Consider the following 26094-nt stretch of genomic DNA (forward strand, 5'->3'; position numbering starts at 1 on the left):
CGGCACGCGCACACCGGGGACGACGAAGGGCCCCGGCGCAGTGCCGGGGCCCTTCGAGCGAACCAGGAGATCAGGCGGCGGGCTTGCCCGCGTTGTCCGCGTCATCGGCGACCCAGAGGTCGTCGTCGGCACGGAGCGTCTGGTACGCGGCGTACGCAGCACCGGCAACTGCGACGACACCGACGATGATGAGTGCGACCCCACCGAAACCGATGCCCTTCTTCGGTGCGACGGCCGGAACGTACTTGCCGGCAGCCTTGCGCGCGGTCTTGCTGCGCTTCTGTGCTTCCTTCACGATCTTCTGCACGCGGGGGTCCTTCGCCAGGTCCCCGACGCTGAGCACGGAGCCAGCGGTGGAGATGAGGCCGGGAACGACCTCCGACTGGAACCGGTGCGAGGCGTTCTGTGCTGCCGAGGTCGCAGCGTGCACCCCGGTCGCGACCGCGGGACGGAGCCCGTTGTCGATCGCGTTCTGCACGCGGGGAGCGAAGTCCTTGCGCGCAGCATCTGCCGCGTGCTCACGGGCCTCGGTCAGGATGGCGTTCGCGTGCTCCAGGACCTTCCGCTGCTCACCGAGCAGTGAGGCGGTCTTGCCCTTGAGCTTCTTGATCTGCTTCCGGCGCTTGCGCGGGATCTCGATCGACATTCGGTACCTCCATGGCTCGACGTGACCCCATCCTGCCACCCGAGCGCCTGACAGGTCACAGAACCCTGGCTGTGGGTCCCGTGCACATCCAGCGGCACATGCGAGAATCGGGTCATGTCTCTGCACACCGCTGTCGCAACGATCCACACCAACAAGGGCGACATCCGCGTCAACCTGTTCGGCAACCACGCACCGAAGACCGTCCAGAACTTCGTCGGTCTCGCGACCGGCACCCAGGAGTGGACGCACCCCGGCACCGGCAAGGTGTCGACCGACAAGCTCTACGACGGTGTCGTCTTCCACCGCATCATCAAGGACTTCATGATCCAGGGCGGCGACCCGCTCGGCCAGGGCGTCGGCGGCCCGGGCTACCGCTTCGACGACGAGATCTCCCCGGAGCTCACGTTCCAGAACCCGTACATCTTCGCCATGGCGAACGCCGGCCTGCAGGGTGGCCGTGGCACCAACGGCTCGCAGTTCTTCATCACCACGGTGGCGACCCCCTGGCTGCAGGGCAAGCACACCATCTTCGGTGAGGTCGCTGACGACGAGTCGCGCGCCGTCGTCGACGCGATCGAGGGCGTCCCGACCGACGGTCGTGACAAGCCCGTCGAGGACGTCGTCATCCAGAGCATCGACGTCGAGGACGTCTGAACCGAGTGACCGACTCCACCTCGGCTTCGTCCAACACCTGTTACCGGCACCCTGACCGGCAGAGCTTCGTGCTCTGCCAGCGCTGCGGGCGGACCATCTGCCCGGAGTGCCAGACGCCGGCAGCGGTCGGGGTGCACTGCCCCGAGTGCGTGCGTGAGCAGCGGGCGAAGTTCACCGAGAACCGTCGCGCCTCCGGTCCGAGCAGCCTCACGGTCGCCCGGCGCCGGTTCGCGATGCTCGACCAGAAGGGGACCGTCGTCCTCATCGCGGTCTCGGTCGCCATCTGGTTGCTCGACCGCCTGTCGGGCGGGTTCCTGAGCCAGTGGCTCGCGTACAACTCGGCCCTGCTGCCTACCCAGCCGTGGCGCATCGTCACGGTGCTGTTCGTGCACTCGGGCGTCTTCCACATCCTGTTCAACATGTGGGCGCTGTTCATCTTCGGACGGATGCTCGAGAACATGTTGGGCACGTGGCGGTTCCTGGCGCTCTACTTCATCTCGGGCATCGCCGGTTCGATGCTCGTGACGTTCCTGGCTCCGGGGACATGGGTCGTCGGCGCCTCGGGAGCGATCTTCGGGTTGTTCGCGGCGTTCTTCGTCCTGCAGCGCAGCCTCGGCAACAACGCCGTGCAGTTGCTCGTGATCATCGGGCTCAACCTGGTGATCGGGTTCCTGCCCGGCACGAACATCTCGTGGCAGGCCCACGTGGGCGGTGTGCTCGCCGGCTTCGTGACCGGGTTCGTGTTCTCGCGGACGCGCAACGTCCGGCAGCGCGGGTTGCAGATGACGCTGCTCGCCCTGGAGGCCGTGGTCGCCATCGCGCTCTGCTTCGTCGGGTACGCGGTCACCACCGGCTGACGCCTGGATCCACCAGAACGCTCCGTCGCTCTCGCGACGGGGCGTTCTGTTGTTGGTGCGTGATGTTGATCCGTCTCGGGCTCCGATGCCGTGCCGAACGCCGAACGCCGAACGCCGATGCCGTGACGTGCCTGGCTGTGGTGCCACGCCGTGCTGGGTGTGCCGTGGTGCCGAGGCTCGCCGTCCCCTCCTGTGCCGTGCTGGGTGTGCCGAGGCTCGCCGTCCCCTCCTGTGCCGTGCTGGGTGTGCCGAGGCTCGCCATCCCCTCCCCTCCCGTCCCGGGGCGGGTGTGCCGTGTGGTGCCGAGACCCGCGGTCCCGTCCTGTGTCGGGATGGGCGTGCCGCATCGTGCGAGACCCGCTGAGTCTCGCTGTACCGTCCCGTCCCGTCCCGGGCCGAGACTTGCCTCGGCGCGCCGTTCCGTCCCGTCTCGTTCCGTGCCGTGTTCCGGCGCCATGCATGCTGGGCCGTGCCGTGGCGTGTGGTGCCGACACGCACCGAGTCGCGCCGTGCGGTGTTGCGGTGGCGTGCGGGTTGCGCGGTGGCGAGCTGACACGTGCAGGCTGCGACGGTGGGACGCGCCGTGCCCTGCAGCGGGGCGGCGCCGGCTGGGCGCGAGCGACGCCTCCCCAGAGCAGACCAGCGTTCGAATGGCGTCCCGACCAGGACGAGATCCGGCAGGTCCCGTGCCCACCGCCTCGTTCTCCACACCCCTCCGCCGAGTTGTCCACAGCTGGGGATAGATCGGTGAGTTACACGCGTGTGATTATCCCCACTGTGGAGGAGCCTGTGGAGAACTCCGGGGCGGGGGTGGGGACAACCGTGTGGAGAACGTACGGATCTGTGGAGAACGGGGTTGAGCCTCCCGATCGGGACGTCCTCACTCCAGTTGCTTGTGGACAGTGACGCCCGGATCTGGTGTTGGGACCAACGACGACGCCCGCCGCACCGGAACCGGTGCGACGGGCGTCGAGGAAGCGTTCGAGCGGGTGGTCAGCGCCACCGCGTGGTCATGAGGAAGCCGACGAACATGATGCCGAAGCCGATCAGGATGTTCCACGAGTTCAGCGACGGGACCGGGAGCGTGCCGCCGGAGACGTAGAAGACGATGACCCATGCGAGTCCGATCAGCATGAAGCCGAACATGACGGGCTTGAACCACACGGGGTTCGGCTGGTCCCCCGCGGTGTCGACCGAGTCGGCTCGGGTCGTCCGGGCGGGCTTGGTGCGATCCTTGTCCATGGCCATGGCCGGTATCCTACCGTCACCATGCGTGAGTTCCGGCCTCGTCGGACGTGACTCACATCCCCCACGAGTACGGTGAACGGCCAATGACCAAGATCCTCGTCGTCGACAACTACGACAGCTTCGTGTACACCCTCAACGGCTACGTCCAGCAGCTCGGCGCGGACACCGACGTCGTGCGGAACGACGCCTTCCCGGAGAGTGAGATCGCCGACCGGATCGCCGAGTACGACGGCGTCCTGCTGTCTCCTGGCCCGGGCACCCCCGCCGACGCCGGCGTCTCGATCCCGACCGTGCGTGCCGCCATCGCGGCGGACAAGCCCCTGCTGGGCGTCTGCCTGGGACACCAGGCGATCGCCGAGGCCCTCGGCGCCACGGTCACGCACGCCGACGAGCTGATGCACGGCAAGACGTCGCAGGTCGACCACGACGACAGCGTGCTGTTCACCGGTGTCCCGCACCCCTTCACGGCGACGCGGTACCACTCGCTGGCGATCGTCGACGGCACGGTCCCGGACGAGCTGACGATCACGGCGCGGACCGCGGGCGGCGTCATCATGGGTGTGCAGCACCGTGGCGCACCGGTCTACGGCGTGCAGTTCCACCCGGAGTCCGTCCTCACCGAGGGTGGCTACCGGATGGTCGGCAACTGGCTCGAGACGGCGGGCCTCAGTGGCGCCGCCGAGCGGGCTGCCGGACTCGGCCCGCTCATCTCCGGACGCTGACCAGCCGACGGCTGACCGCCCGACGGCTGACCATCGGCACGCTCCGGCCAGGTCGATGGAGTCGGCCCGACCGGCCGTTCCGGCCTGACGAGCCGAGTCGGCTGACCGGTCGCGGCGTGCCGGTCGTGTCGGCCCCGCTGTTCGCCTCGGCCTGATCGGCCGCCGTCAGGACGTCGACCCCAGTGGTCAGTTGCCCCCGTCGCCCGGGTTCAGCGATCCGCCGCCGCCGTTCGTCGCGCCGCCACCGGTGGCCGCACCGCCGCCGTTCGACGTGCCGCCACCGGGTGCCGGCTGGCGCGACGGCTGCCGCTGCGGCTGTGCCGAGGCTGCGCAGTAGGTCAGCGTGACCGTGGTGCCCTGGGGGACGTCGCCCGCGGGCACGCTCTGCTGCGTCACCGTGGTGCCCGTGCAGGCGTACGACGGCGCGGGCTGCACGGTGAGTCCCTTGCCGGCGAGCGTGGACCGGGCGGTGTCGAACGGCTGCTGTGTGACGTCCGGCAGCTGGACCTTGCCGTTCGACACGACGAGGTTCACGACCGAGCCCTTGGCCTGGGTGACGCCCGACGCCGGGTCGCTGCTCAGCACCGTGCCCTCGGGCACCGTCGGCGAGTAGTCCGAACTGACCGCGCCGACCGAGAAGCCCGCGGCGTCCAGGGCCTTGGTGGCGGCGTCCTGCGTCTGCGACCGGACGTCCGGCACGGCGATCTGCTCCGGTCCGGTCGACACGACGACCCGGATCTCCTGGTCACGAGCAACGGAGGTCTTCGCGTCCGGGACGGTCCGGATCACGTCGTCCTTGTCGACGCTGTCCGAGGGTTCGTCGTCGCGCGCAGCCTTCAGTCCGCGACGTTCAAGTGTCGCCTGGGCTTGGTCGTAGGTCTGGCCGGCGACGCTGGGCACCTTGATCGACGAACTGACCGGCGGCTTGCCCGGCTCGAGGTTCGCGACGAAGTAGGCGACGGCAGCGATGACCGCGATGGTGAGGACGATCCCGAGCCAGATCCAGGCGACGGGGGGCCGGTTCTGGGTCCGCTGGGGTCGGCGCTCGGAGGTGTCGTCGAGTTCGCGGAAGGCGACGTCGGCGTTGGCGGCCGCACGGGGGTTGACCCCGAACAGCAGCGCGGCGTCGTCCGCCACGGCGGCCGCGAGCTTCTTCTTCGAGATCGGGACGTGTCCGGCGGCGGCCTGCTGGAGGTCGCGGCGGAACTCCGCAGCGTTCTGGAACCGACGGGTGCGGTCCTTCACGAGGGCGTGCAGGGTGACGGCGTCGAGTGCCGGCGAGACCGTCGACGTCATCGTGGACGGCGCGACGGGCTGCTCGCTGACGTGCTGGTAGGCGACGGCGACCGGGGAGGCGCCACGGAAGGGCGGGTGTCCGGTGAGCAGCTCGAACAGCACGATGCCGGTCGAGTACAGGTCGGTGCGGGCGTCGACGACCTCGCCGCGGGCCTGCTCCGGGGAGAAGTACGACGCGGTGCCGAGGATCGACGTGGTCTGCGCCACGGTGGCCGATGTGTCCGTGATGGCGCGGGCGATGCCGAAGTCCATCACCTTGACCTGGCCCGAGTGGGTGATCATGACGTTCGCGGGCTTGATGTCGCGGTGGACGACACCGGCGCGGTGGGAGAACTCGAGCGCGGTGAGGATGCCCTCGACGATGCGCGCGGCTTCTTCCTGCACGACCGGACCCTCGGCGACGATCTCGCTCAGCGGGCGGCCCTCGACGTACTCCATGACGATGAAGGGGACCTGCACCTCGGCGCCCGAGGACTCGCGCACGGTCTCTTCGCCGGCGTCGTAGACACGGACGATCGTCGGGTGGGCCATGCGGGCCGCGGCCTGCGCCTCCTGCCGGAAGCGCGTGCGGAACGCCGGGTCGTTCGCGAGACTCGGCTTGAGCAGCTTCACGGCCACTCGCCGGCCCAGTCGCGTGTCGGTACCCACGTGCACGGTGGCCATGCCGCCGCGTCCGATGACGTCACCGATCTCGTACCGGTTGGCGAGGAGCGTGATCCCCGCGGTCACACCTTCAGGCACGTACTCCTCCGAATGTCCGTCCGGGCAAGTGTACGGCAGGGGTCTCTTGGGGGACGCTGGCTGGCCGTGCTCCACGAGCAACCGTTACCGGAACGTGGCGAGGCCCCGACACGTTCCGTGTCGGGGCCTCGCGGGGGTGGTGCAGGTGGTGCGTCAGTCCTGCGGCGTCGCCGTCGAGGTCGGCGCGTCCGTCGGCTCGACGGGGGCGACCCACGTGGCGGTGGCCGGGTCCGAGGTGCTCGACGCGGCGAGGTTGCCGCACGTCACCGTGTAGGACAGCGTGACGTCGTCACCGGCCTGGTCGGCCTGGATGTCCACCGACGTCTCCGAGGTGTCACCGCTCGTGGCGCCGCTGGAGTCCTTGCCGCCGGAGACCGTCCACGAGTACTTCGAGACGGTGTACCCGGTCGGGCAGGTGGCGGTCGACCAGCTGAACGTCACGGCTCCGGTGGCGGAGACCGCGCCGGCGCTCGGGGTGTTCGGCTTGTTGACCGACGGCGGCGCGGTGTACTCACGCAGGGTGATGAGTGCGCCGTCCGACAGGCTGCCGGTGGGGCTGATCGACTGCACCGTGTTCGCCTGCTCGGCGGTCTCGGCCGGGTCGCCGTCCTGCACCTGGACGGCGAAGCCCATGCTCTGCAGTTCCGTCTGGACCTGGTCGGTCGCCCGCCCGATGTAGTCGGCGGGGTTGATCGTCGTCCGGGTCTCGGTCGGGGTTGCCGACGGTTCCTGGCTCGGCGCCTGCGACCTCGTCTGCGACGGAGCACTGCTCTGGGACGCGGACGGGTCGGGGTCCTGGTCTGCGTTCGCGAAGACGAGCACACCGATCACGATCGCCGCGATGAGCACGACGGCGCCGACGAGCCACCAGATCCAGGCGCGGCTCTTCTTCTCGTCGGTGTCGTCCTCGGGACCGGCGGGGCTGCGCGGCGCACCGCCACCGACGACCGGCGCGTTCGCCTGGGTGCCGATGAGGGCGGTGGCGGCGTCGTTGCCCGGGGGCGGGTTGAACGCGACCGTCCCGGCGCCGCCGATGGCCGGCACCGCCACGGTCGCCGCAGCGACGTCACCGCGACGGAGGGCCTGGGCGGCGCGGGCGAGGTTCGCCGCGGTCGCCGGACGGTCGGCGGGCTTCTTCGCGATGCAGGACATCACGAGGGCGGCCACCGGCTCCGGGACGGTCCCCGGCAGCGCGGGCGGCTGGTCGTTGATGTGTGCCATCGCGATGGCGACCTGCGACTCGCCCGTGAAGGGTCGACGACCCGCCAGGCACTCGTACGCGACGATGCCGAGCGAGTACACGTCCGTCGACGGCGACGCGGGGTGGCCGCTCGCCTGCTCCGGCGACAGGTACTGGACGGTGCCCATGACCTGGCCGGTCGCGGTGAGCGGGACCTGGTCGGCGATGCGGGCGATCCCGAAGTCGGTGATCTTGACGCGGCCGTCCGGCGTGATGAGTAGGTTGCCCGGCTTGATGTCGCGGTGCACCAGGCCGACGGCGTGCGCTGCCTGCAGGGCATTCGCGGTCTGGGCGACGATGTCGAGGACCTTGTCGACGGGCAGGGTGTGCTCGCGCTCGATCATCGTGGACAGGGCTTCGCCGGGGACGAGCTCCATCACGAGGTAGGCGCTGCCGTCTTCCTCGCCGTAGTCGAACACGTTGGCGATGCCCTCGTGGTTGACGAGTGCGGCGTGCCGAGCCTCGGCGCGGAAGCGCTCGAGGAACCCGGGGTCGCCGAGGTACTCGTCCTTGAGGATCTTCAGGGCGACGGTGCGCCCGATGACGAGGTCAGTCGCCTGCCACACCTCTCCCATGCCGCCGATGGCGACTCGGGAGGAGAGCTGGTACCGCCCACCGAAGGTGAGTCCGCTGGTGGGTCTCATTTGTTCAGCACCGCCTCCATGACCTTCTTCGCGACGGGAGCCGCGACCGTGTTGCCGACTCCGGACTGCCCGAGCCCGCCGCCGTTCCCGACGACCACGGCGACCGCGACCTCCGGGTCCTTGGCCGGGGCGAAGCCCGTGAACCAGAGAGTGTAGGGATCGCCCGTGCCGCCCTCGGCCGTGCCGGTCTTGCCAGCGACGTCGACACCGTCGATCTTCGCATTCGTTCCGGTCCCCGCGTTCACGACGCTCTGCATCGCTTCGGTCAGGTCGGACGCCGCGTCGGACGACAGCGGGGCGCTGTACTGCTTCGGCGAGAACGAGTCGACCGTCTTCAGGTCGCTCGTCTCGATCGACTCGACGAGCGACGGCTGCATGACACGCCCGCCGTTCGCGATGCCGGCGGAGACCATCGCCATCTGCAGCGGGGTCACGCGGTCGCTGGCCTGGCCGAACGAGCTGAGCATGAGCTCGGCCGTCGACTCGGGCTCCGGGTACTGGCTCGGCGTCGCCGAGGTCGGTACGTCGATGACGTTGCCGAAGCCGTACTCGTCCGCGGTCTTCTTGATCGTCTCGTAGCCGAGCTTCCGGCCGAGTTCGGCGAACGGGATGTTGCACGAGTACTGGATCGCGACGCGGAGCTTGACCTGGTCGCCGCCGCCACAGCTGCCGCCCTCGGCGTTGTTGATCCGCGAGCTGCTGCCCGGCAGGGTCAGGGTCGACGGGTTCGGCAGTGTCGAGTCGAGCGTGTAGTCCCCGCTCGCCAGGGCCGCGGAAGCGACCACGAGCTTGAACACCGATCCGGGCGTGTACAGGTCGCCGGCGATGGCACGGTTCGCCAGCGGCTTCGAGGCGTCGGCCTCGAGCGCCTGGTAGCGCGCGATGACGTCCTTGGTGTCGTGCGAGGTGAGCGTGTTGGGGTCGTAGCCCGGCTTCGACACCATCGCCAGGATCTTGCCCGTCTTCGGCTGGATCGCGACGACCGCGCCGGTGTTCGCACCGAGGGCGTCGTACGCGGCCTGCTGCACGTCGGGGTCGATCGTCAGGTTGACGTTGTCGCCCTGGATGTCCTGTCCGGTGAGGATCGCGTTGAGGTTCTGGAAGAACGAGTCGTCGCTGTTGCCCGACAGCACGGCGTTCTCGGCGCTCTCGATGCCCGAGTTGCCCTGGCCGATCGTGAAGTAGCCGGTGACGGCCGAGTAGAGCGCGCCGTTGTTGTACTTGCGCTGGTACTGGTACTGGTCGTCGACCGCGGTGGACTCGGCGATCGGCTTGCCGTCGACCAGGATCGCCCCACGCTTCGTGGAGTAACTGTCCAGGATGGTTCGGGAGTTCCGGCTGTCGGCACGGAGCGAGTCCGCCGCGAAGAACTGGATGGACGTCGTCGACACGAAGAGCGCGACGAACATGAGCACGACGACGGTCGAGACGCCGCGGAGTTGGCGGTTCACCGGCGCTCCTTCCTGGACCGGCCACGGCCGGTGTTGCCCCGCTCCGACAGCGCACCCTGCTGGACGCGCTGTTCGGCGGGGATCGAGTCGGTCAGCCGCAGCAGCATCGCCGCGATGATCCAGTTCGCCACGAGGGACGAACCACCTGCCGCCATGAACGGCGTGGTGAGTCCGGTGACCGGGATGATCCGGGTGATGCCACCGACGACGACGAAGACCTGCAGGGCGATCGTGAAGCCGAACCCGATGCCGAGCAGCTTGCCGAAGTCGTCCTGCGCCATGAAGCCGACGCGGATGCCCCGGGAGACCAGGACCACGAACAGGCCGAGGATCGCGAAGACCCCGATCAGCCCGAGCTCTTCACCGAGCGAGGCGATGATGTAGTCCGCGTTGGCGACCGGCGTGATGTACGGCCGGCCCTGCCCGAGCCCGGTGCCGGTGATCCCGCCGTTGGCGAAGCCGAACAGGCCCTGCACGAGCTGGTAGCTGCCCTGCGTCTGCCGCAGGAAGATCTGCTGGTCGAACGGGTCGAGCCACTGCTCGAAGCGGCCCTGCACGTAGACCAGGACACTCGCCGCGATGAGGGCACCGCCGATGAACAGCACCAGGCCGATCACGACCCAGCTGAGCCGGGCGGTCGCGACGTAGATCATCACGAGGAACAGGCCGAAGTACAGCAGGGCGGTGCCGAGGTCGCGCTGGAAGACCAGCACGCTCATCGCCACACCCCAGATGATGAGGATCGGGCCGAGGTCACGGGCACGCGGGAACGTCATGCCGAGGAACTTCCGGCCGACGATCGACAGGCTGTCCCGCGCGGTGACCAGGTAGCCGGCGAAGAACAGCGCCATCGTGATCTTCGCGAGCTCACCCGGCTGGAACGAGAACGGTCCGATCCGGATCCAGACCCGGGCACCGCCGATGTTCGTGCCGATGCCGGGCAGCATCGGCAGCAGGAGCAGCACGATGGTGAGCAGCATGAAGATGTAGCGGTAGCGCTGCAGGAACCGGTGGTTGCGCACGAGCAGGATCGTGATGATCGCGAACACCATCGCCAGCAGGGTCCAGGCGATCTGCTTGACGCCGATCGCCGCCCACCCGGAGACGCCGTTGTGGATGTCGATCCGGTAGATCTCGGCGATCCCGATGCCGTTGAGCACGAGGGCCACCGGCAGGATGAACGGGTCGGCGTTCTTCGCGACGACGCGCAGGATGACGTGCATCACGAGCGCCAGGCCGAGGATCGAGGCCGCGGTCCAGAGCACCGAGGTGTCGAAGACGCGGCCCTTGGTGCCGAGCTGCACGAGCACCATCGCACCGCCGCAGATGCCGCAGGCGATGACGAGCAGCACGAGCTCGAGGTTCCGGGCGCGCGCGGGCTCCCGGAGCTTGATCGTGATCGCCTGGGTCAACGAGGGTGCGGTCGTGGCGCTCATCTTGCGCTCCTCGACGGGGAGGGTGACGGGGACCGGGGCGTTGCGGACCCCGAGGGGGAGGCGGACGGTGACGACGTCGGGGAGTCTCCCGAGCCTCCCGTCCCGCTCTGGTCCTGACCGGTCTCGGCGGCGGTGCGCAGCCGGTCGACGATCGCGCGGGCGTCCTGCAGGGACGTCGCGTTGATCGTCGAGCGGACGTTCTCACGCGTGTAGTCGGGGAGCTCGGTCAGCGAGATGTCGGTGTCCTCGTAGACGTCGGACAGCGCGATCGGTCCGATCGACTGCTGCACGCCCTTGTAGATCGCCACCGAGCCGCGGTCCGTGCCCACGTAGTAGTGGTCCTGAACGATCCGGTAACCGAGGAAGAGCGCGCCGATCAGTGCCAGGATCGCGATGACGAGTGCGATCGACCAGGAGACCCGACGACGCACGCGGCGTCGGCGGTCCTCGGCGATGAGCTCGGCGAAGTACTGGTCCGACTCCGGCTCGAAGTGCGAGTCCTCCGGAGCGGCCGACACCTTGAGCGGGTGCAGCAGGATCGTGGGGAGGCGGATCGGCTTTCGGCCGGTCGACGCCTCGAAGGTCAGCGGGGCGGCGGCCGAACCGACCGTGGTGGCCGCGTCGTCGTCCTCGCCCGGCTCGGAGTCGGTGACGTCGAGCACGACGACCGTGACGTTGTCCGGGGCGCCGTGGTCGAGCGTCTCCTTGACCAGACGCTGCGTGACCTGGTTGGCGTCCATCGTGGACGCGAGCGCGTGCCGGATGCGCTCTTCTGCCAGGTACGACGACAGCCCGTCGGAGCAGAGCAGCCACCGGTCGCCGGGGCGGATGTCCATGATCGCGGTGTCGACCTCGGGCGCGGCGTCGACGTCGCCGAGCACGCGCATGAGGACCGAGCGGCGGGGGTGCACCGCGGCTTCCTCCGGCGTGATCCGCCCGCTGTCGACGAGACGCTGCACGAACGTGTGGTCGGAGGTGATCTGCTGCAGTTCGCCGTCGCGCCAGCGGTAGATGCGGGAGTCGCCGATGTGTGCGATCGCCAGCTGGTCGCCGACCCGGATCATGGCGCTCACCGTGGTGCCCATGCCGGTGAGCTCCTGGTGCTCGAACACCGTCTCGGTGATGAGCTGGTTCGCGGCGATCAGTGCCGACTGCAGTGCGAACTCGGCGTCGTGTGCCGACGGGAACTCGCGGTCGACCTCTCGGATGCGCCGGATGGCGATCGCGGAGGCGACGTCGCCGCCGGCGTGCCCGCCCATGCCGTCGGCCACCGCGAACAGGTGCTGCCCGGCGTAGCCGGAGTCCTGGTTGTTCGCGCGGATGCGTCCGACGTGGGACACAGCGGCGCTCAGCGTGCGAGCCGTCATCCGGGACTACCGCCGCAGCTCGAACGTCGTCGTCCCGATGGTGATCGGGGTGCGTTCCGCCACGGTGGTGGGGACGGTGACCTTCTGGCCGCCCACGAAGGTGCCGTTGGTCGATCCGAGGTCGGTCAGGACCCAGGCACCGCCCTGCAGGTCGAGGCGGGCGTGGTTCGTGGAGGTGTAGTCGTCGCGGATCACGACGTTGCTCTCGCTGGAGCGGCCGATCGTGATCGGGCCGCCACCCAGGGGCATCTCCATGCCTTCGCGGGCGCCCTCGGTGATGACGAGACGGGTCGCGACCGGGCCCGCGGTGGCGGCGGTGGGTGCGCTGGCCTGACCGATCAGCTCGGTGAACGCACCGGGAGACGCCCCGGAGGCTGCGGCTGCTGTTCCGGCACCGGCGGGCATCGGCGGGGTGGTCGGGGTCGACGGGCCGGCCTTGGGGTCGGTGGGGATCGCACGGACGCGTTGGCCGAAGAGGTCGCTGCGCAACGCGAAGACGATCACGAAGACGAACAGCCACAGCACCGCGAGGAACGCGAAGCGCAGGACGAGCAGGGTCAGGCCCGTGGTCATCGCGCACCTCCGTCGTTCTCCGGGATCACCCGGAACACCATACGGGTCCGACCGATCTCAATGGTTGAGTCCGGCTCGAGGATGGCCTGACTGAAGCGTTCGCCGTTGAGCTTCGACCCGTTGGTGGACCCGAGGTCGTTCACCTGGGCGTGCTTGCCGTCCCAGAGGACCTCGACGTGCTTCCGGCTCGTCCCGGTGTCGGCGACCGTGATGTCGGCGTCCGTACCGCGGCCGATGACCGTGCGTCCGCGCTTCAGGTGGTGACGCTGCGACCCGATGTCGAGGACCGCCACCCAGGCCAGGTCGCGCTGCACCGTGGTCGAGTCGATCTCGAGGATGCCGGTGGAGAGGGTGCCGTCCTGCTGCAGGCGGATCGTGACCGGACCGGAGAACGAGTAGTTCTGCGCCACCGCGTGCTGCTGCACCCGCTGCGTGAGTTCGTCGATGAGGGGCTGCCCGACGTCGTGCATGCGGGTGTGGTCCGGCGGCGCGAGTCGCACCGTGAACTCGTTCGGCACGAGGATGCGCTCGCGGGAGACCACGGCAGCCTTGGTGTCGAGTTCACGCCGCAGGGCCGCGGTGATCTCGACCGGCTGCACACCGGAGCGGAAGGTCTTCGCGAAGGCGCCGTTGACGGCGCGCTCCAACCCTCGCTCGAAGTTGTCCAGTAAGCCCATGGTCTCCACGTTCTCGGTCGCTGACCTCTGCATGGTAGTGGTTGGCTCCTGGCCCCGTCTGTGCGTGGTAGTGTTCTCGTCGCTGGCGCGAGTGGCGGAATTGGTAGACGCGCACGGTTCAGGTCCGTGTGCTGGAAACGGCGTGGGGGTTCAAGTCCCCCCTCGCGCACCAGAGCTCTTCACGCAAGAGCGAGCAGACGAAGGCCCCGATCGAGAGATCGGGGCCTTCGTCGTTCCGGCGGTCGGTCATCCGCCGACACGCCCAGCCAGTCCAGCCACGCCCGCCCAGGCCACCCGGCTCACCCGAGTGCGGCCGCGACCTCCCGCGCCGTGCCCGCCGGGTGCAGACCGTGGTCCTGCGACTCCGGGACGACCACGAGCCTCCCGGCCGGCAGCAGGGCGGCGAGCCGGTCCGTCGCGGTGACCAGGAACGGCCAGGTCCGCCCACCCCGCAGCACGGTCACCGGCGTCGTCACGGCTGCCATCGCGGGGGAGGGCACGGGCGTCTCGCCGGTGATCGTCGCGTCGTACACGGTCGACTGGGCGACGTCGACGAGGGCGGGCCACATCGGTGCGTGCCGGATCTGCTCGATCACCTCGTCGGGGAGGCCGACGGCCTCCCGCTGGAAGAGGACGACGGTGTCCTCGGGCCGACCGGCGTCGACGTGCGCCTGCAACCGGTCCACCAGGTCCGGTGACTGCGGTGGCCGGGACTCGTCGAATGCGAAGGGCGGTTCGGAGAGGAAGAGGTGGTCGACGTCCAGCCCGCTGGCCGCTGCCCGGAGCGTCAGGACCGCACCCGACGAGTGTCCGAGCGCGGCCCGGACGCCCCCGGCCGCCGCGGCGACGGCGATGAGGTCCTCGGCCTCCCGTTCCGGCGCGTACGGCCGGGTGTCGCCGGAGCCACCACGGGCGCGCCGGTCGAGGACCACGCCGCGGATGCTCACCTCGGCGAGGGCCTGCGCGAGCGGACGGGCGGCGTCGGCGGTGCTGAACGCACCGCCGGTGATGATCACACCGGGAGCATCGGCAGGGCCGATCGCCTCCCAGGCGATGGGCGTTCCGTCGGCGGAGTGGGCCTGCTGCATGGCGGCAGTCAACACCCGCCCGGATCGCAGTGGAAGGGGGGACGGACGCGGTGTCGTCCGCGCACGGCGATCAGACGGTGACGCTGCCCAGGACGCGGTGCGCGATCGAGATCGACTCGCCCGACACCACAGACAGCGGGGACGACAGGAAGGCCACGAGGTCCGCGATCTGCTGCGGGCTGGACTCGCCACCGGCGCCGGGTCGGACCTCGGCGCTCGGCTCGTCCCGCACGGTCCCCGGGTTCACGACGTTCACGGTGACGCCGGTGCCCGCGGTCTCGTCAGCGAGGTTCTTGGCGATCACGTTCGTGGCCGCGTTGCGCAACGAAGTCGTGATGTTCCCCGACAGGTAGGCGTTCTGCCCGCTGACGACGACGACCCGGCCGAAGCCGGCCTGACGCTGCGCGGGCAGGACCGCGTTGGCCACCCGGAGGAACCCGAGGGCCTTGCCGTCGACGGCCGCGGCGACCTGGTCCGGGTCGGAACGGCGCTCGGGGTCGAGGGTGTTCGCCGCCGGGGCCGCGGTGACGACCAGCACGTCGATCCGTCCGTGCTGCTCGAGCACGCGGGCGACCGCCGCGTCGACGGCGGCCTGGTCGGCGGTGTCCATCGCGACGCTGTCCGTCGCTGAGCCGTCGGCCGTGTCGGCGGTTCGGGAGGCGACGACGACGGTCGCACCCTCCTGGCGGAGGCGGTCCACGACGGCGGTGCCGATGTACCCCTTCCCGCCGACGACGAGTGCGACACGGTCCTGCAGCTGGAGATCCACGTCGGTGACGGTACGCCGGTGGCCGGCCGGGTGCCGGACGGGAGGCCCGTGGCGGGGCCGCGCCGCGCCTCCCGTCCGGAGCGTGCCTGCATCGGACCGACGTGACCCGCCCGGGTCAGTGCGCCCGGAGGGTGTCGGTGAGGACGTCCTCGATGCTGCGCGGCTCGCGGCCGAGGAGGTCGGCGAGCGTCGGGTCGACGGTGGCGAACTCGCCGTCCCGTGCGGCTGCGAAGGACCCGGTCATCATCGGGGCGAATGCCTCCGGGAGTCCGCCCGCGACGAGCGCTGCGCGGTACTCGTCCTCGTCCACGACGGTCCGGGTGACGGTCCGACCGGTGATCCGCGAGACGACCTCGGCGAGTTGGTCCATGTCGATCGCTCGGGAGGCGGTCAACGGCGGCGTGGTGCCGTGCAGTCGGTCGGGGTCGGTGAGGGCGATCGCGGCGGCGACGGCCAGGTCCGCCTGCGCGGTCCAGGCGACCGGACCGTCGGCGGGCAGCCGGAGCTCGCCGGCCCGCGACACCATGCACCAGAACATGTGGGCGACCGCCGCCGCCGAGCTCCGCGAGCAGGGCCTCGAGACCCTGCCGGTGCCGAGCAACTTCCCGCAGCACAAGGAGAACCAGGAGGTCAACTACCAGTACCTCAACTTCTCCGACGGTGCGCAGGCGAAGGAGGGCTCGTGGGCGAGTGGCCCGTCGTTCGACGGCAAGGGCGAGTACTCGTACCACGACGGCCCCACCACCTCGGTGCCGATGCCGCCGCCCACGCACCCGGACTCGCGCCTGTACGGCACGACCGAGCTGCCGAACACGGTCGAGAAGATCGCCGGCACGGTGCAGGACAAGCTCAACAAGGAGTAGTCCGACCCGTTCCCCGCACGAGCCCTTCCTCCGCCGGAGGAGGGGCTCGTCCGCGTTCGCCCGCCGCGTTCGCTGTGTCCACAGTCGTTCGGTGCGCGAACTGTACAACTCGACGAACTGTTTGTTGCCCTCATTGTTCACGTCGTGAAATAGTTCTCACGTCTGGAAGACCAGGCCGACGGCAGACCCTCGACGAGGAAGGCGCACCCATGCAGAGCACGTACCACGGCACGTCGCACGACACCCGGTTCGGCGGCTCCCACCCGCGCGTGGGACTGACCGACCCGGCGGTCATCGAGGCCTGGGTCGCCCAGCGGATCGAGGACCCGTCGCTGCTGTCCCGCCGCACCGAACTGTCCTACGCCGACTTCTTCGTCGCGCCGGCCGCCTGACCCCACCGCCTGACCCGATCGCCCGACCGCAGGCGCCGGAGCCACCGCGTCCGCCCCACCAGCCTGACCACCCGCCCGGACGGGTGAGGGAGACACCGACCCATGCCGTTGACCGTCGTCCGCCGCGAGCACGTCCACCTCTACGCCCGCGAGCCCCGCACCCGGTCCGCCAAGACCGCCGTCGACGCCCTGCTCCGGCTGCAGCACGCCGAAGAGGACCAGCTGGAACGTGCCCGTGGCGAGAGCGGCCTGACGAAGAACGAGTTCCTCACCGTCCGCTACATGCTGCAGGCACACCGCGACGGCCGGAGCATGGGCCCGAAGGACCTGGCCGTCATGCTGTCGGTCTCGAACGCCTCGGTCACCAAGATCGTCGACGGCCTGGTCGAGAAGGGCGACCTGCTCCGGGTCCCGCACCCCACCGACCGACGGGCGCAGGTGCTCGAGCCGACCGTGCAGGCCGCCCGCAAGATCGACCGGTCGTACGAGGTCTTCCACGAGGCCGTCGTCGAGGTCATCGACCACCTCTCCGCCGAGGACAACGAGGTCCTGGCGCGCTGCCTCGCGCAGATCACGGCCGCGCTCGACGCCGGCCTGCCGACACCGGTGGACGAGTACACGGTGCCGGAGGCCCGGGCTGACGCCAGCGGGCCGGCCGCCGGTTCCTGACACCCACCGGACGGGAGGCGCGTCACGGGTGGTGATCCGGGCCTCCCGTCCGCCACCGCGCCCTGATGCGTCACGTCGCTTGCGCGTCGAGTTGCCGACGCGTGGAGTTGCTCAGGATGCCGCCGCCGCCCTAGCGTTGGGCGCACCCCTGCCCCGGGGCTCCGGCACCGGAGTCAGCACCCATCGAAGGAACCAACTGAGCGCCGACAGCCGGATGAACGCTCCGGCACCGCAGCGCGCGGCGGTCGTCGTCAACCCGGTGAAGGGCAACCCGGAACGACTCCGGACACTCGTCGATGCCGAGGCAGCCCGCAGCGGCTGGGCCGAGACCGGGTGGTTCGAGACCGCTGCCGATGACGACGGGCGTGCTGCTGCACGCGCTGCCGTCGGCGCCGCGCCCGATGTGGTGCTCGTCGCGGGCGGTGACGGCACCCTCCGCGTGGTCGCCGAGGAACTGCGCGGGACCGGGATCCCGGTGTCGCTGGTCCCGAGCGGGACCGGCAACCTGTTCGCCCGCAACATCGGCCTGCACCGCAACGACATGGCCGGCGCGGTGCGGGCGGCGTTCACCGGCTCCGACCGGCCGATCGACGTCGGGATCGCCGAACTCACCGACGCCGACGGAGCGACCAGCACGCACGCGTTCCTCGTGATGGCCGGCATCGGTCTCGACGCCAGCATGGCGGCGGACACCAACGCCTGGGTGAAGAAGCGGTTCGGCTGGGTCGCGTACTCCGACCCCATCGCCCGGTCGATCGTCGGGAACCGGCAGATCCCCGTCCACTACTCGCTGGACGACGGGCCGACCCGGACGATGCACGCGCACACCGTCATCGTCGGGAACTGCGGCAGCCTCACCGCGGGCGTGCTGCTGCTGCCCCGGGCCGAACCCGACGACGGCATCCTGGACGCCGTCGCGTTCCGCCCCGGGGGCTGGCTCGGGTGGACCAAGATCGGGTACACGCTCTCCCTCAACCGGTTCTTCTCCAGCACCCGGCTCGGACGGGTCATCGCCCGGGTGCTCCCGACCTCCCGAGCGCTCCCGATGACCCGCGCGCGGACCCTGCACCTGGAGCTCGAGACCCCGGAGCGGATCCAACTCGACGGCGACCCGTTCGGCACCGTCCGAGCAGCCACGCTCACCACGCACCACCACGGCCTCCTGCTCCGCTCCGCGCAGTCGGGGAGCGGAGGGGCGGCGTCCGGCACCGGCGGGACCGCGTGAGCCCGGCCTCCCGTCCGCCACTGGCCGCGAAAACCTTCCAGCGGTAAGTTGGCACGATGACCGACCCCGTGGACGACGACGCAGGGACGCCGTCGCGCCGCGGCGGCTACCGCAAGGGCACCGAGCGGCGGGCCCAGATCCTGGACGAGATGATCCGGATGGTCGCCGAGCAGGGGGTCGACGCGTCCTCGCTGCGTTCCGTCGCGGACGCCCTCGGGATCACGCACGCGGCGCTCCGGCACTACTTCCCGAGCCGTGACGAACTGCTGCTCGCCGTCTACCGCGAGCACGAGGTGCGTGAGCAGGGGGCACCGGAGCGGATGAAGTCCGCGATCGGGGACATGCGCGAGAGTGCTGCCCGCAACCGGGCCGTGCCGGGGCTCGTGCAGCTGTACACGACCCTGTCGGCCGACGCCGTGCAGGAGGGGCACCCGGCGACGCGGGAGTTCATGCGCGAGCGGTTCACCCGGCTGCGGGCCGACCTGGCCGACCTCATCCGGCGGGACCAGTCGTCCGGACGGATCCGGGACGACCTGGATGCGGAGGACCTGGCGAGCCTGAGCATCGCGGTGTCGGACGGGCTGCAGGTGCAGTGGCTGCTCGACCCGGACGCGGTCGACGGGGAGCGGGTGTTGCGGTTGTTGGAGCGGATCGTGCCGGGTGGGGAGCGGCGGGGGGCCGAGGCCTCGGGCTGAGGGCGGCTCGGCCGTCCTGCGGCGGCTGCTCCCTTGCCACCGGTGCGATCGTGGTCCGTCGTCGGGCGAGGTCGAGGTGGCACCGCGTTTGTCTACACGAATGGGCTCTTTATCGTAACCGATAGGACAAAATGAGTACCGTATCGCATCTTGAGGGCTTAGTGGTCAATGTTATTACGGGCTTGCTGAAGCAGAACGAAGCGGCTCGCACTATTGTAGAGTTCACGACTGATGCGGGCAATCGCCTTTCGGGTAGTGATTCCCCCTCGAATAGAGACCTCGTGAAGGTCGTGGTTCTCGGAGAGACGTTTTTACTCAGGCTCATCCCCGATGAAACAGATGTGCGATTTGTCGCTCGTTTGCGTTCAGAGTTCGCTGACTTTGTTGCTGAAAGCAGTTTTGGCTGGGGAGAATTGCGGGAGTAGATAAACGAATTGGGTGATCGGGCAAGCGGACGGTCGAAGGGTCTTCGACACAGAGGCGAACTGAGCGTCCATGCCCTCGACGTCGTGGCGGACAGCGGCAATCTCGAAGCTGTGGCGGCCCCGATGTCTGCGTTCGTGACCGTCCAGAGGTCGTTGCCGTTCGTCTGGACCGCGACGACGTAACCGCTGCCGACCGCGGCGATTGCCGGGCTGGTGCCCGATGCCATGCCGATGTCGAACGCCGTTGCCGCCTTGCCGTTCGTGATCGTCCACAGCTGCCAGGACGCACGCCAGCGCGTGGCCGGCGATGAGGACGAAGGCGATCGAAGGCATGCCCCACGCGAACACCTGCCGACGTCGGATCTGACTCACGCTTTCAGCCCGCCTCAACCGGGGTCAGTCGCCGGGGAGACCGATCTTCGACCCGCGCGGGTCGAGGTTGCGGCGTGCGGGGGCATCGACGGCCGGGGCCGGCTCGAGCGCGAGGGCTCGGTGGCGTGCGGCGTCTGACCTCCCGATCCCCGTCACCGCGGCGATGAAGGACGCCGACTGCAGCAGCATGAGCATCGGTGGCCAGAACAACACGAGCGGGGAGTCGAGCGAGCCGAGCCCGGACAGCAGCGCCCCTGCCCAGACGAGCACCCAGGCGATCGGCAGCAGGATGAACCGGGCCGCGAGGGCGACCGACGGTCCGAGGGTGCGCTCGGCCCGGGCCAGGACCTCGTCGCGGTCCTCCGGGAGCATCGCCGGAGGACGCGCGGCGAACTGCCGGTCGATGCGCTCATCGCGGCGCCAGTCACCGGTCCCGGTCCCGGTGGCGGTGCCTCGGAGGTCGAGATCCCGACGGTCGACCCGGAGGAACACCCCGACCAGGCACCCGAGTGCGGCCGCGAAGCAGAGGATCGCCAGGAGGCGCAGCGGCAACGGCCCGTCGAAGACGCCCCAGAGCAGATCGGCGATCACCATCATCGTGCCCGAGACGACGGCGACCGTGCCGGTCACGACAGTCCGGCGTCGGAGCCGCGTCGGGTCGAGGAACTCCGACCGCCGTGCGCGGGCGATGCGCCAGCCGGTCGAGAACGCGCTGCCCATGCCGTCATCCTGCTCCCTCGCCGGGGAACACGGAACGGCCGGCCCTGCAGGAGGGCCGGCCGTTCCGGTGGTGGGGCTGCGGCTACTCGCCGGCGGTGAGGACCGCGGCGGCCGGGTCGAAGTCCTCCGGCAGCGGCGGGATCGCGTCGACGGACGACGTGATCTCGACGGCGGAACCCGACTCGGCGGCGTCGCGGATGCCGAGCAGCACGTCCAGGACGTGCAGGGCCACGGCACCGGAGGCGCGTTCCGGTCGGTCCTCGGCGATCGCGCGGGCGAGCTCCACGACCCCGGTGCCACGGCCCCAGGTGGAACCGATGGCGGGCAGGGTCTCGGGCTCGTCGTGCCCGTAGCGCCAGAGGGTCGACTCGCCCTCGAACGTGTTCGGGTCCGGCAGCGAGATGGTGCCGAGGGTGCCGTTGATCTCGACGAAGCCCATCCGCGGCAGAGCGTGCTGGAACGAGAACGTCGACTGGGCGGACTGCCCGCCGGCGAACTCGATGAGCGCTGCGTGGTGCGTCGGGACCTCGACGGGGAAGGTCTCGCCGGCACGGTCACCAGAGGCGATCGTGCGGCGGTCGAGCGACTTCGACGAGACGGCCTGCACGCGCGAAGCGGTGCCGAACGCGTGCACGAGCGTGGTCACGTAGTACGGGCCCATGTCGAACAGGGGGCCGGCACCGGTGGCGAACAGGAAGTCCGGGTTCGGGTGCCACGCCTCGGGTCCGGGCACGTGGAACAGCGTCGTCGCAGTGAGCGGCTCGCCGATGTCCCCGCGCGCGATGGCCCGGAGCGCCGTCTGGATGCCCGCGCCGAGCACGGTGTCCGGAGCGGTCGCGACGCGGAGGCCCTTCGCCTGCGCCGACGCCAGCACGGCCGCGGCCGAGTCGTGGTCGGTGGCGATCGGCTTCTCGCTCCACACGTGCTTGCCGGCGTCGATGATCTGCTGGTCGACCTCGGCGTGCACGGCGGGGATCGTCAGGTTGATGACGATCTGCACGTCGTCACGGGCCAGGAGCTCGTCGACGCTGCCGGAACCGGCGACGCCGTACTTCTCGGCCTGGGCGGCGGCCCGGTCGAGCAGCACGTCGGCGACGAAGCGGACCTCGACGTCGGCGAACTGGGTCAGGTTCTCGAGGTACTGCGTGGAGATGTTCCCCGCGCCGATGATGCCGATGCCGGTGCGGCTCACTTGTCGTTGTCCTTCAGCCAGGTGAGGGACTCGGTGATGCCCTCGAAGACGTCGCCCTTGTACGCGTCGAACTCGACGACGCGGATGGCCTGCGGCGCCGCGGCGAGGATGCCGGCCACGTCGACGTCGCCCTGGCCGGCCGGGGTCTGGTTCTCGAAGGCACGCTGCAGCGCCTCGGGCACGATGAGGGCGCTCTCGGACGAGGGCAGTGCGGTGCGGATGTCACCGTCGACCTTGCCGTCCTTGACGTGGATGGCGACGACGCGGTCGCCGAGGCCACGGAGCACGGCGGCGGCGTCCGCGCCACCGACGGTCGCCCAGAAGGTGTCGACCTCGAGGACGGTCTCCGGCGCGAGCTGCTCGACGAACAGGTCGTAGACCGTGCGGCCGTCGACCTTGTTCGTGAACTCCCACTGGTGGTTGTGGTACCCGAACTGCAGGCCACGGGACGCGGCCTCGGCGGTGAGGACGTTGACGCGCTCGGCGATCTTCGCGACGTCGTCCGCGGTCTGCCAGCGGTCGGTCGGGATGAACGGGTCGATGACGGTGTGGATGCCGAGGCGCTCCGCAGCGTCCCAGATCGGGGCGGTGTCGTCGGCGTCGATCACGGCGACGTGGCCGGAGGGGGCCTTCAGGCCGGTGGCCGCGAACGCACGCTCGAGGTCGGTGGCGCGCTCGACGAACGCGTAGGGCTCGACGTTCTCGTAGCCGATCTCGCGGACCCGGGCGATGGCCTGGTCGAGGTCTTCGGCGATCGCGTAGCGCAGTGAGTACAGCTGCACAGAGGTGGTGGGCATTGCAGAGGCTCCTTCGATCCTGACGTGGTGTGCGGCCGACGGAGACACTGCTCCACGGCGAGACGATCCGACGCTACCGCAGAAACCACCCGCTGTGTAGTTTTCATCCCCGTGTGACGTGATCCGTGCCTCCCGGACCGTCGTACGGTTGCACGGTGACCGCCGCGACGACCCGTACCTTCCGCACGCCCGTCGGCCGGATCGTCGGCCACCGCGACGGCGGCGTGGTCCGCGCGCTCGGGATCCCGTACGCCCGCGCGGCGCGGTTCGGGCGACCGCAACCGGTCCCGCCGTTCACGACCGACTTCGTCGCCGACACCCCCGCGCCGGTGCCGCCGCAGCCGGCGACGCCCGTGCTCGAGGAGCTCATCCACCCGATCGAGGCCGAGGTGTCCGAGGACTGCCAGGCCCTGTCGGTGACGGTGCCCGCGGACCTCGGCGAGGACGAACTGCTGCCCGTGATGGTGTGGATCCACGGCGGCTCGTACGTCGTCGGTGGCGGGGACATCCCGATCCACGACCCGCGGGCGCTCGCCGAGGAGCAGCGGGTCGTCGTCGTCGCGGTCACCTACCGACTGGGTGTGCTCGGGTTCCTCGGCGACGGGGAGCGGGTGCCGGCGAACCTCGGGCTGCTCGACCTGGTCGAGGCGGTGCGCTGGGTGCACGCCAACATCGCGGGGCTCGGCGGCGACCCCGAGCGCATCACCCTGTTCGGGCAGTCGGCCGGCGGCGACGCGATCGCGCACCTGATGGTCGCCGAGGGCACGGCCGGGCTGTTCCAGCGCGCCATCGTGCAGAGCGCCCCGCTCGGGCTGTCGCGTCGTCGGGCGCGGATGAACCGCGCGATGCTCCGCGCGGTCGGGACCGTCGCCCCGGACACCGCGTTGGACGACGTGTTCGCGCTGCAGGCGGCCGCCGAGAAGGTGGCACTGCCGTACGGGCTGCGCGGCGGGATGCCCTTCGGCACGCAGTACGGGCACGCACCGCTGCCCGCCGAACGCGACCTGCCGGACGCCTGGCGCCGCGCGGCCCCGCACGTGGAGGTGCTCATCGGGTCCGCCACCGACGAGGCCGCCCTCTACGTGCCGATGATCCCGGGCCTCCCGGCCGTCGCGCGCACCCGGATCGGCCGGGCGCTGCTCCGCTGGTGGCTCGTCCGTCCGCTCAGCGAGGTCATCTACGGCCGTGACGCCCGTGCCTTCGCCGCCCGACACCGCGCCGCCGGTGGTCGGGCCGTCGTCTACCGGCTGCACCGCGGGGTGACCGTCCGACCGACCGGGGCGGTGCACATGAGTGACGTGCCGCTGCTGCTCGGCGACCGCGCGGCGTGGGCCGGCAGCCGCTTCGTGCCGGAGCAGGACTGGGCGGCCGTCGAACGGCGCGGACCGGGACACCGGGCGATCTGGGCGGAGTTCGCGCGCACCGGGCAGGTCACCGCGGCCGACGACGAGACGCTGACGTTCGACCGGGGCTGACGGTCCACACCCCTCGAACTGGCGGTCGCGCCACCCGGGCCCGGGCCGGATGATCGTCCTCATGCCCGCGCCCGATGCCGACCTCCGTCCCCGCATCGTCCAGGCGGCGATCGAGGCCTTCCGGCGCTCGGACTTCCACGCCGTCGGGCCCGCCGAGGTCGCGGCGCTCGCCGACCTCACGCCCGCAGACGTCACCGACGCCTACCCGGTGTGGGAACTGCTCGTCGTCGCCGTCATGAGCCGCTGGAACAACGGCGACCGAGCATCCCTGTGGCCGATCGCCGAACAGCACGGCGCTGCCGCGTACCTCCGCGCCCGCCTGCAGTCCGGGCTCGCCGACCCGGGGCTCGTCCGCATCCGGATCGCCACGCTCAGTGCGGCCTCGGCGCCGTCGCACCCGGCCGCCGGGTGGTTCCGGAGCCAGTACGTCCACTCGTTCGAGGACATCACCCTCGCCCTCGTGCGGGACGTCGTCGCCGGTCGCGAGCCGCGCGGGACGTCGCCCCGGCACGCCGCCGAGCAGTTGGTCGCCCTCTACGAGGGGTTGCAGGTGCAGTCGCTGATGCGCGACGACAACGACCTGTTGTCGGGGTGGGACCGGGCCGTCGCCCGGATGCGCGCCGGGTGGGGTGCGGTCGCGCTCGTCTGAGTTCTGCGCGATCGGGTGCCCCACGATCAGGCTCGTCGCGCTACGGTCGAGGGTCGCCCGGCCACCGCGCACCTGACCACTGATCTGGAGGACCCATGTCCGGCAGCACGTTCGGAGAACTGTTCCGCGTCACCAACTTCGGCGAGTCACACGGTCCTGCCATCGGGTGCGTCGTCGACGGATGCCCCCCGGGGATCCCCCTGACCGAAGCGGACATCCAGCATGACCTGGACCGGCGGCGCCCCGGGACGTCCCGGCACGTCACCCAGCGTCGGGAGCCCGACCGGGTCGAGATCCTGTCCGGGGTCTACGAGGGGCGGACGACGGGCACGCCGATCGCGCTGGTGATCCGGAACGAGGACCAGCGGAGCAAGGACTACGCGGACCTGCTCGACACCTTCCGGCCGGGCCACGCCGACTACACGTACTGGCGCAAGTACGGCCTGCGCGACCCTCGTGGCGGGGGTCGTTCGTCGGCCCGGTTGACGGCGCCGATGGTCGCGGCCGGTGCGATCGCCCGCCAGTGGCTCCGGAGCGAGTGCGACCTGCAGATCGTCGGGTGGATGAGCCAGCTCGACGACATCGTCGTGCCCTTCGTCGACGAGTCGCAGATCCCGCTGAACCCGTTCTTCGCCGCGGACGCGGCGGTCGTGCCGCAGCTCGAGCAGCGGATGGACGAGCTGCGCGCCGCCGGTGACTCGTGTGGTGCGCGGATCGACGTCGTGGCCCGGAACGTCCCGGCGGGTCTCGGCGAGCCGCTGTTCGGCAAGCTCGACGCCGACATCGCCAGCGCGATGATGAGCATCAACGCGGTCAAGGGCGTCGAGATCGGCGCCGGGTTCGACAGCGTCAGCCAGCGCGGCAGTGAGCACGGCGACGAACTGACCCCGGACGGCTTCGCGAGCAACAACGCGGGCGGGGTCCTGGGCGGGATCTCGACCGGTCAGGAGCTGCGGGTCTCGATCGCGATCAAGCCGACGAGCTCGATCCGGACCCCGCGCCGCTCGATCGACCGCGACGGAACACCGACCGTCGTGGAGACCAAGGGCCGGCACGACCCGTGCGTCGGGATCCGTGCCACGCCGGTCGTCGAGGCGATGCTGGCACTCGTGCTGATGGACCACATGCTGCTCCACCGGGCGTACGACGGGGCGGTGTCGTTGCCCGTCCCGCCGATCGAGGGCCCGGTCTGGCCGAGCGCATGACGGCCC

General features: G+C 70.3%; 27 protein-coding genes and 1 tRNA gene. 13 read left to right on the top strand and 15 right to left on the bottom strand.

The features are described 5' to 3' along the window. Window positions 1-70: 70 nt before the first annotated feature. Window positions 71-646: a hypothetical protein gene (locus QL987_RS08670; RefSeq protein WP_111075320.1), complete on the bottom strand. Its 576-nt coding sequence runs from the start codon at window positions 644-646 to the stop codon at window positions 71-73. Window positions 647-760: 114 nt separating this feature from the next. Here QL987_RS08670 and QL987_RS08675 point away from each other — a divergent pair, with 114 nt between their 5' ends. Beyond that, a complete protein-coding gene (locus QL987_RS08675) occupies window positions 761-1300 on the top strand; it encodes a peptidylprolyl isomerase (RefSeq protein ID WP_290157247.1) in 540 nt (179 codons plus the stop codon). A 5-nt stretch (window positions 1301-1305) separates the two neighbouring features. Next, on the top strand, window positions 1306-2157 hold the full coding sequence (locus QL987_RS08680; RefSeq protein WP_221849361.1) for a rhomboid family intramembrane serine protease: 852 nt from the start codon (window positions 1306-1308) through the stop codon (window positions 2155-2157). Window positions 2158-3150: 993 nt separating this feature from the next. Here the strand turns inward: QL987_RS08680 and QL987_RS08685 are convergent. Further along, entirely contained in the window at window positions 3151-3405 is a 255-nt protein-coding gene (locus QL987_RS08685; protein WP_110902913.1) for a cell division protein CrgA, read from the bottom strand. An 83-nt stretch (window positions 3406-3488) separates the two neighbouring features. On the opposite strand from QL987_RS08685, the gene QL987_RS08690 reads away from it, so the two are divergent. After that, the gene (locus QL987_RS08690; RefSeq protein ID WP_111075322.1) at window positions 3489-4127 is read left to right on the top strand and encodes a gamma-glutamyl-gamma-aminobutyrate hydrolase family protein; all 639 of its coding nucleotides are present in this window, start codon (window positions 3489-3491) and stop codon (window positions 4125-4127) included. Window positions 4128-4313: 186 nt separating this feature from the next. Here the strand turns inward: QL987_RS08690 and pknB are convergent, their stop codons facing one another. The 7 genes from pknB to QL987_RS08725 form a co-directional block, all read right to left on the bottom strand. Then, window positions 4314-6164, bottom strand: a complete 1851-nt coding sequence (gene pknB, locus QL987_RS08695; protein WP_290157249.1) for a Stk1 family PASTA domain-containing Ser/Thr kinase — start codon at window positions 6162-6164, stop codon at window positions 4314-4316. Between the two features lie 153 nt (window positions 6165-6317). Further along, on the bottom strand, window positions 6318-8048 hold the full coding sequence (locus QL987_RS08700) for a protein kinase (protein ID WP_290157250.1): 1731 nt from the start codon (window positions 8046-8048) through the stop codon (window positions 6318-6320). Next, window positions 8045-9499, bottom strand: coding sequence for a penicillin-binding protein 2 (locus tag QL987_RS08705; RefSeq protein ID WP_290157251.1), 1455 nt, complete (start codon window positions 9497-9499; stop codon window positions 8045-8047). The genes QL987_RS08700 and QL987_RS08705 overlap by 4 nt, the downstream gene beginning before the upstream one ends. Next, entirely contained in the window at window positions 9496-10935 is a 1440-nt protein-coding gene (locus QL987_RS08710) for an FtsW/RodA/SpoVE family cell cycle protein (protein WP_253465859.1), read from the bottom strand. The genes QL987_RS08705 and QL987_RS08710 overlap by 4 nt, the downstream gene beginning before the upstream one ends. Beyond that, window positions 10932-12302, bottom strand: coding sequence for a Stp1/IreP family PP2C-type Ser/Thr phosphatase (locus QL987_RS08715; protein WP_111075327.1), 1371 nt, complete (start codon window positions 12300-12302; stop codon window positions 10932-10934). Before QL987_RS08715 ends, QL987_RS08710 begins: the two co-directional genes overlap by 4 nt. A gap of 6 nt (window positions 12303-12308) precedes the next feature. Beyond that, window positions 12309-12875: an FHA domain-containing protein gene (locus QL987_RS08720; RefSeq protein ID WP_290157253.1), complete on the bottom strand. Its 567-nt coding sequence runs from the start codon at window positions 12873-12875 to the stop codon at window positions 12309-12311. Further along, window positions 12872-13552 (bottom strand): DUF3662 and FHA domain-containing protein, encoded by a 681-nt coding sequence (locus QL987_RS08725; RefSeq protein WP_111075329.1) that lies wholly within the window; start codon window positions 13550-13552, stop codon window positions 12872-12874. The genes QL987_RS08720 and QL987_RS08725 overlap by 4 nt, the downstream gene beginning before the upstream one ends. 85 nt (window positions 13553-13637) lie before the next feature. Here QL987_RS08725 and QL987_RS08730 point away from each other — a divergent pair. Beyond that, window positions 13638-13724, top strand: a tRNA-Leu gene (locus tag QL987_RS08730). A 127-nt stretch (window positions 13725-13851) separates the two neighbouring features. On the opposite strand, the gene QL987_RS08735 is transcribed toward QL987_RS08730, so the two are convergent. The 3 genes from QL987_RS08735 to QL987_RS08745 form a co-directional block, all read right to left on the bottom strand. Further along, window positions 13852-14640 carry an alpha/beta hydrolase gene (locus QL987_RS08735; protein WP_290157254.1) on the bottom strand — a complete coding sequence of 263 codons (789 nt, stop codon included), beginning with the start codon at window positions 14638-14640 and terminating at the stop codon, window positions 13852-13854. Between the two features lie 70 nt (window positions 14641-14710). After that, a complete protein-coding gene (locus tag QL987_RS08740; protein ID WP_290157255.1) occupies window positions 14711-15409 on the bottom strand; it encodes an SDR family oxidoreductase in 699 nt (232 codons plus the stop codon). A 115-nt stretch (window positions 15410-15524) separates the two neighbouring features. Beyond that, window positions 15525-15935: a hypothetical protein gene (locus QL987_RS08745; protein WP_290157257.1), complete on the bottom strand. Its 411-nt coding sequence runs from the start codon at window positions 15933-15935 to the stop codon at window positions 15525-15527. Between QL987_RS08745 and QL987_RS08750 the strand changes: the two genes are divergently transcribed. From QL987_RS08750 to QL987_RS08775, 6 genes are all read left to right on the top strand, one after another. Then, entirely contained in the window at window positions 15934-16272 is a 339-nt protein-coding gene (locus tag QL987_RS08750; RefSeq protein WP_290157258.1) for a manganese catalase family protein, read from the top strand. The two genes, QL987_RS08745 and QL987_RS08750, sit on opposite strands and share 2 nt — an antisense overlap. 209 nt (window positions 16273-16481) lie before the next feature. Next, window positions 16482-16664 (top strand): hypothetical protein, encoded by a 183-nt coding sequence (locus QL987_RS08755; RefSeq protein ID WP_111075333.1) that lies wholly within the window; start codon window positions 16482-16484, stop codon window positions 16662-16664. 102 nt (window positions 16665-16766) lie between these two features. Beyond that, entirely contained in the window at window positions 16767-17333 is a 567-nt protein-coding gene (locus QL987_RS08760) for a MarR family transcriptional regulator (protein ID WP_290157259.1), read from the top strand. Window positions 17334-17547: 214 nt separating this feature from the next. After that, window positions 17548-18558 carry a diacylglycerol kinase family protein gene (locus QL987_RS08765; protein ID WP_290157260.1) on the top strand — a complete coding sequence of 337 codons (1011 nt, stop codon included), beginning with the start codon at window positions 17548-17550 and terminating at the stop codon, window positions 18556-18558. Window positions 18559-18614: 56 nt separating this feature from the next. Then, entirely contained in the window at window positions 18615-19253 is a 639-nt protein-coding gene (locus tag QL987_RS08770; protein ID WP_290157261.1) for a TetR/AcrR family transcriptional regulator, read from the top strand. A 131-nt stretch (window positions 19254-19384) separates the two neighbouring features. Then, on the top strand, window positions 19385-19678 hold the full coding sequence (locus QL987_RS08775) for a hypothetical protein (protein ID WP_290157263.1): 294 nt from the start codon (window positions 19385-19387) through the stop codon (window positions 19676-19678). A 396-nt stretch (window positions 19679-20074) separates the two neighbouring features. Here QL987_RS08775 and QL987_RS08780 read toward each other — a convergent pair whose 3' ends face one another. The 3 genes from QL987_RS08780 to QL987_RS08790 all read right to left on the bottom strand — a co-directional run bounded on the left by QL987_RS08780 (window position 20075) and on the right by QL987_RS08790 (window position 22759). Next, window positions 20075-20770, bottom strand: coding sequence for a hypothetical protein (locus QL987_RS08780; RefSeq protein ID WP_290157264.1), 696 nt, complete (start codon window positions 20768-20770; stop codon window positions 20075-20077). Window positions 20771-20852: 82 nt separating this feature from the next. Continuing rightward, entirely contained in the window at window positions 20853-21962 is a 1110-nt protein-coding gene (locus QL987_RS08785) for a Gfo/Idh/MocA family oxidoreductase (RefSeq protein ID WP_290157265.1), read from the bottom strand. After that, window positions 21959-22759: a sugar phosphate isomerase/epimerase gene (locus tag QL987_RS08790; protein WP_290157266.1), complete on the bottom strand. Its 801-nt coding sequence runs from the start codon at window positions 22757-22759 to the stop codon at window positions 21959-21961. Before QL987_RS08790 ends, QL987_RS08785 begins: the two co-directional genes overlap by 4 nt. 155 nt (window positions 22760-22914) lie before the next feature. On the opposite strand from QL987_RS08790, the gene QL987_RS08795 reads away from it, so the two are divergent. From QL987_RS08795 to aroC, 3 genes are all read left to right on the top strand, one after another. Continuing rightward, window positions 22915-24234: a carboxylesterase family protein gene (locus QL987_RS08795; protein WP_290157267.1), complete on the top strand. Its 1320-nt coding sequence runs from the start codon at window positions 22915-22917 to the stop codon at window positions 24232-24234. Window positions 24235-24295: 61 nt separating this feature from the next. Next, window positions 24296-24883, top strand: a complete 588-nt coding sequence (locus QL987_RS08800; protein WP_290157268.1) for a hypothetical protein — start codon at window positions 24296-24298, stop codon at window positions 24881-24883. Between the two features lie 95 nt (window positions 24884-24978). After that, window positions 24979-26088 carry a chorismate synthase gene (aroC, locus tag QL987_RS08805; protein WP_290157270.1) on the top strand — a complete coding sequence of 370 codons (1110 nt, stop codon included), beginning with the start codon at window positions 24979-24981 and terminating at the stop codon, window positions 26086-26088. Window positions 26089-26094: the final 6 nt, after the last annotated feature.

Source organism: Curtobacterium sp. APC 4022 (assembly GCF_030407555.1).
In the GTDB taxonomy this organism is placed as follows: domain Bacteria; phylum Actinomycetota; class Actinomycetes; order Actinomycetales; family Microbacteriaceae; genus Curtobacterium.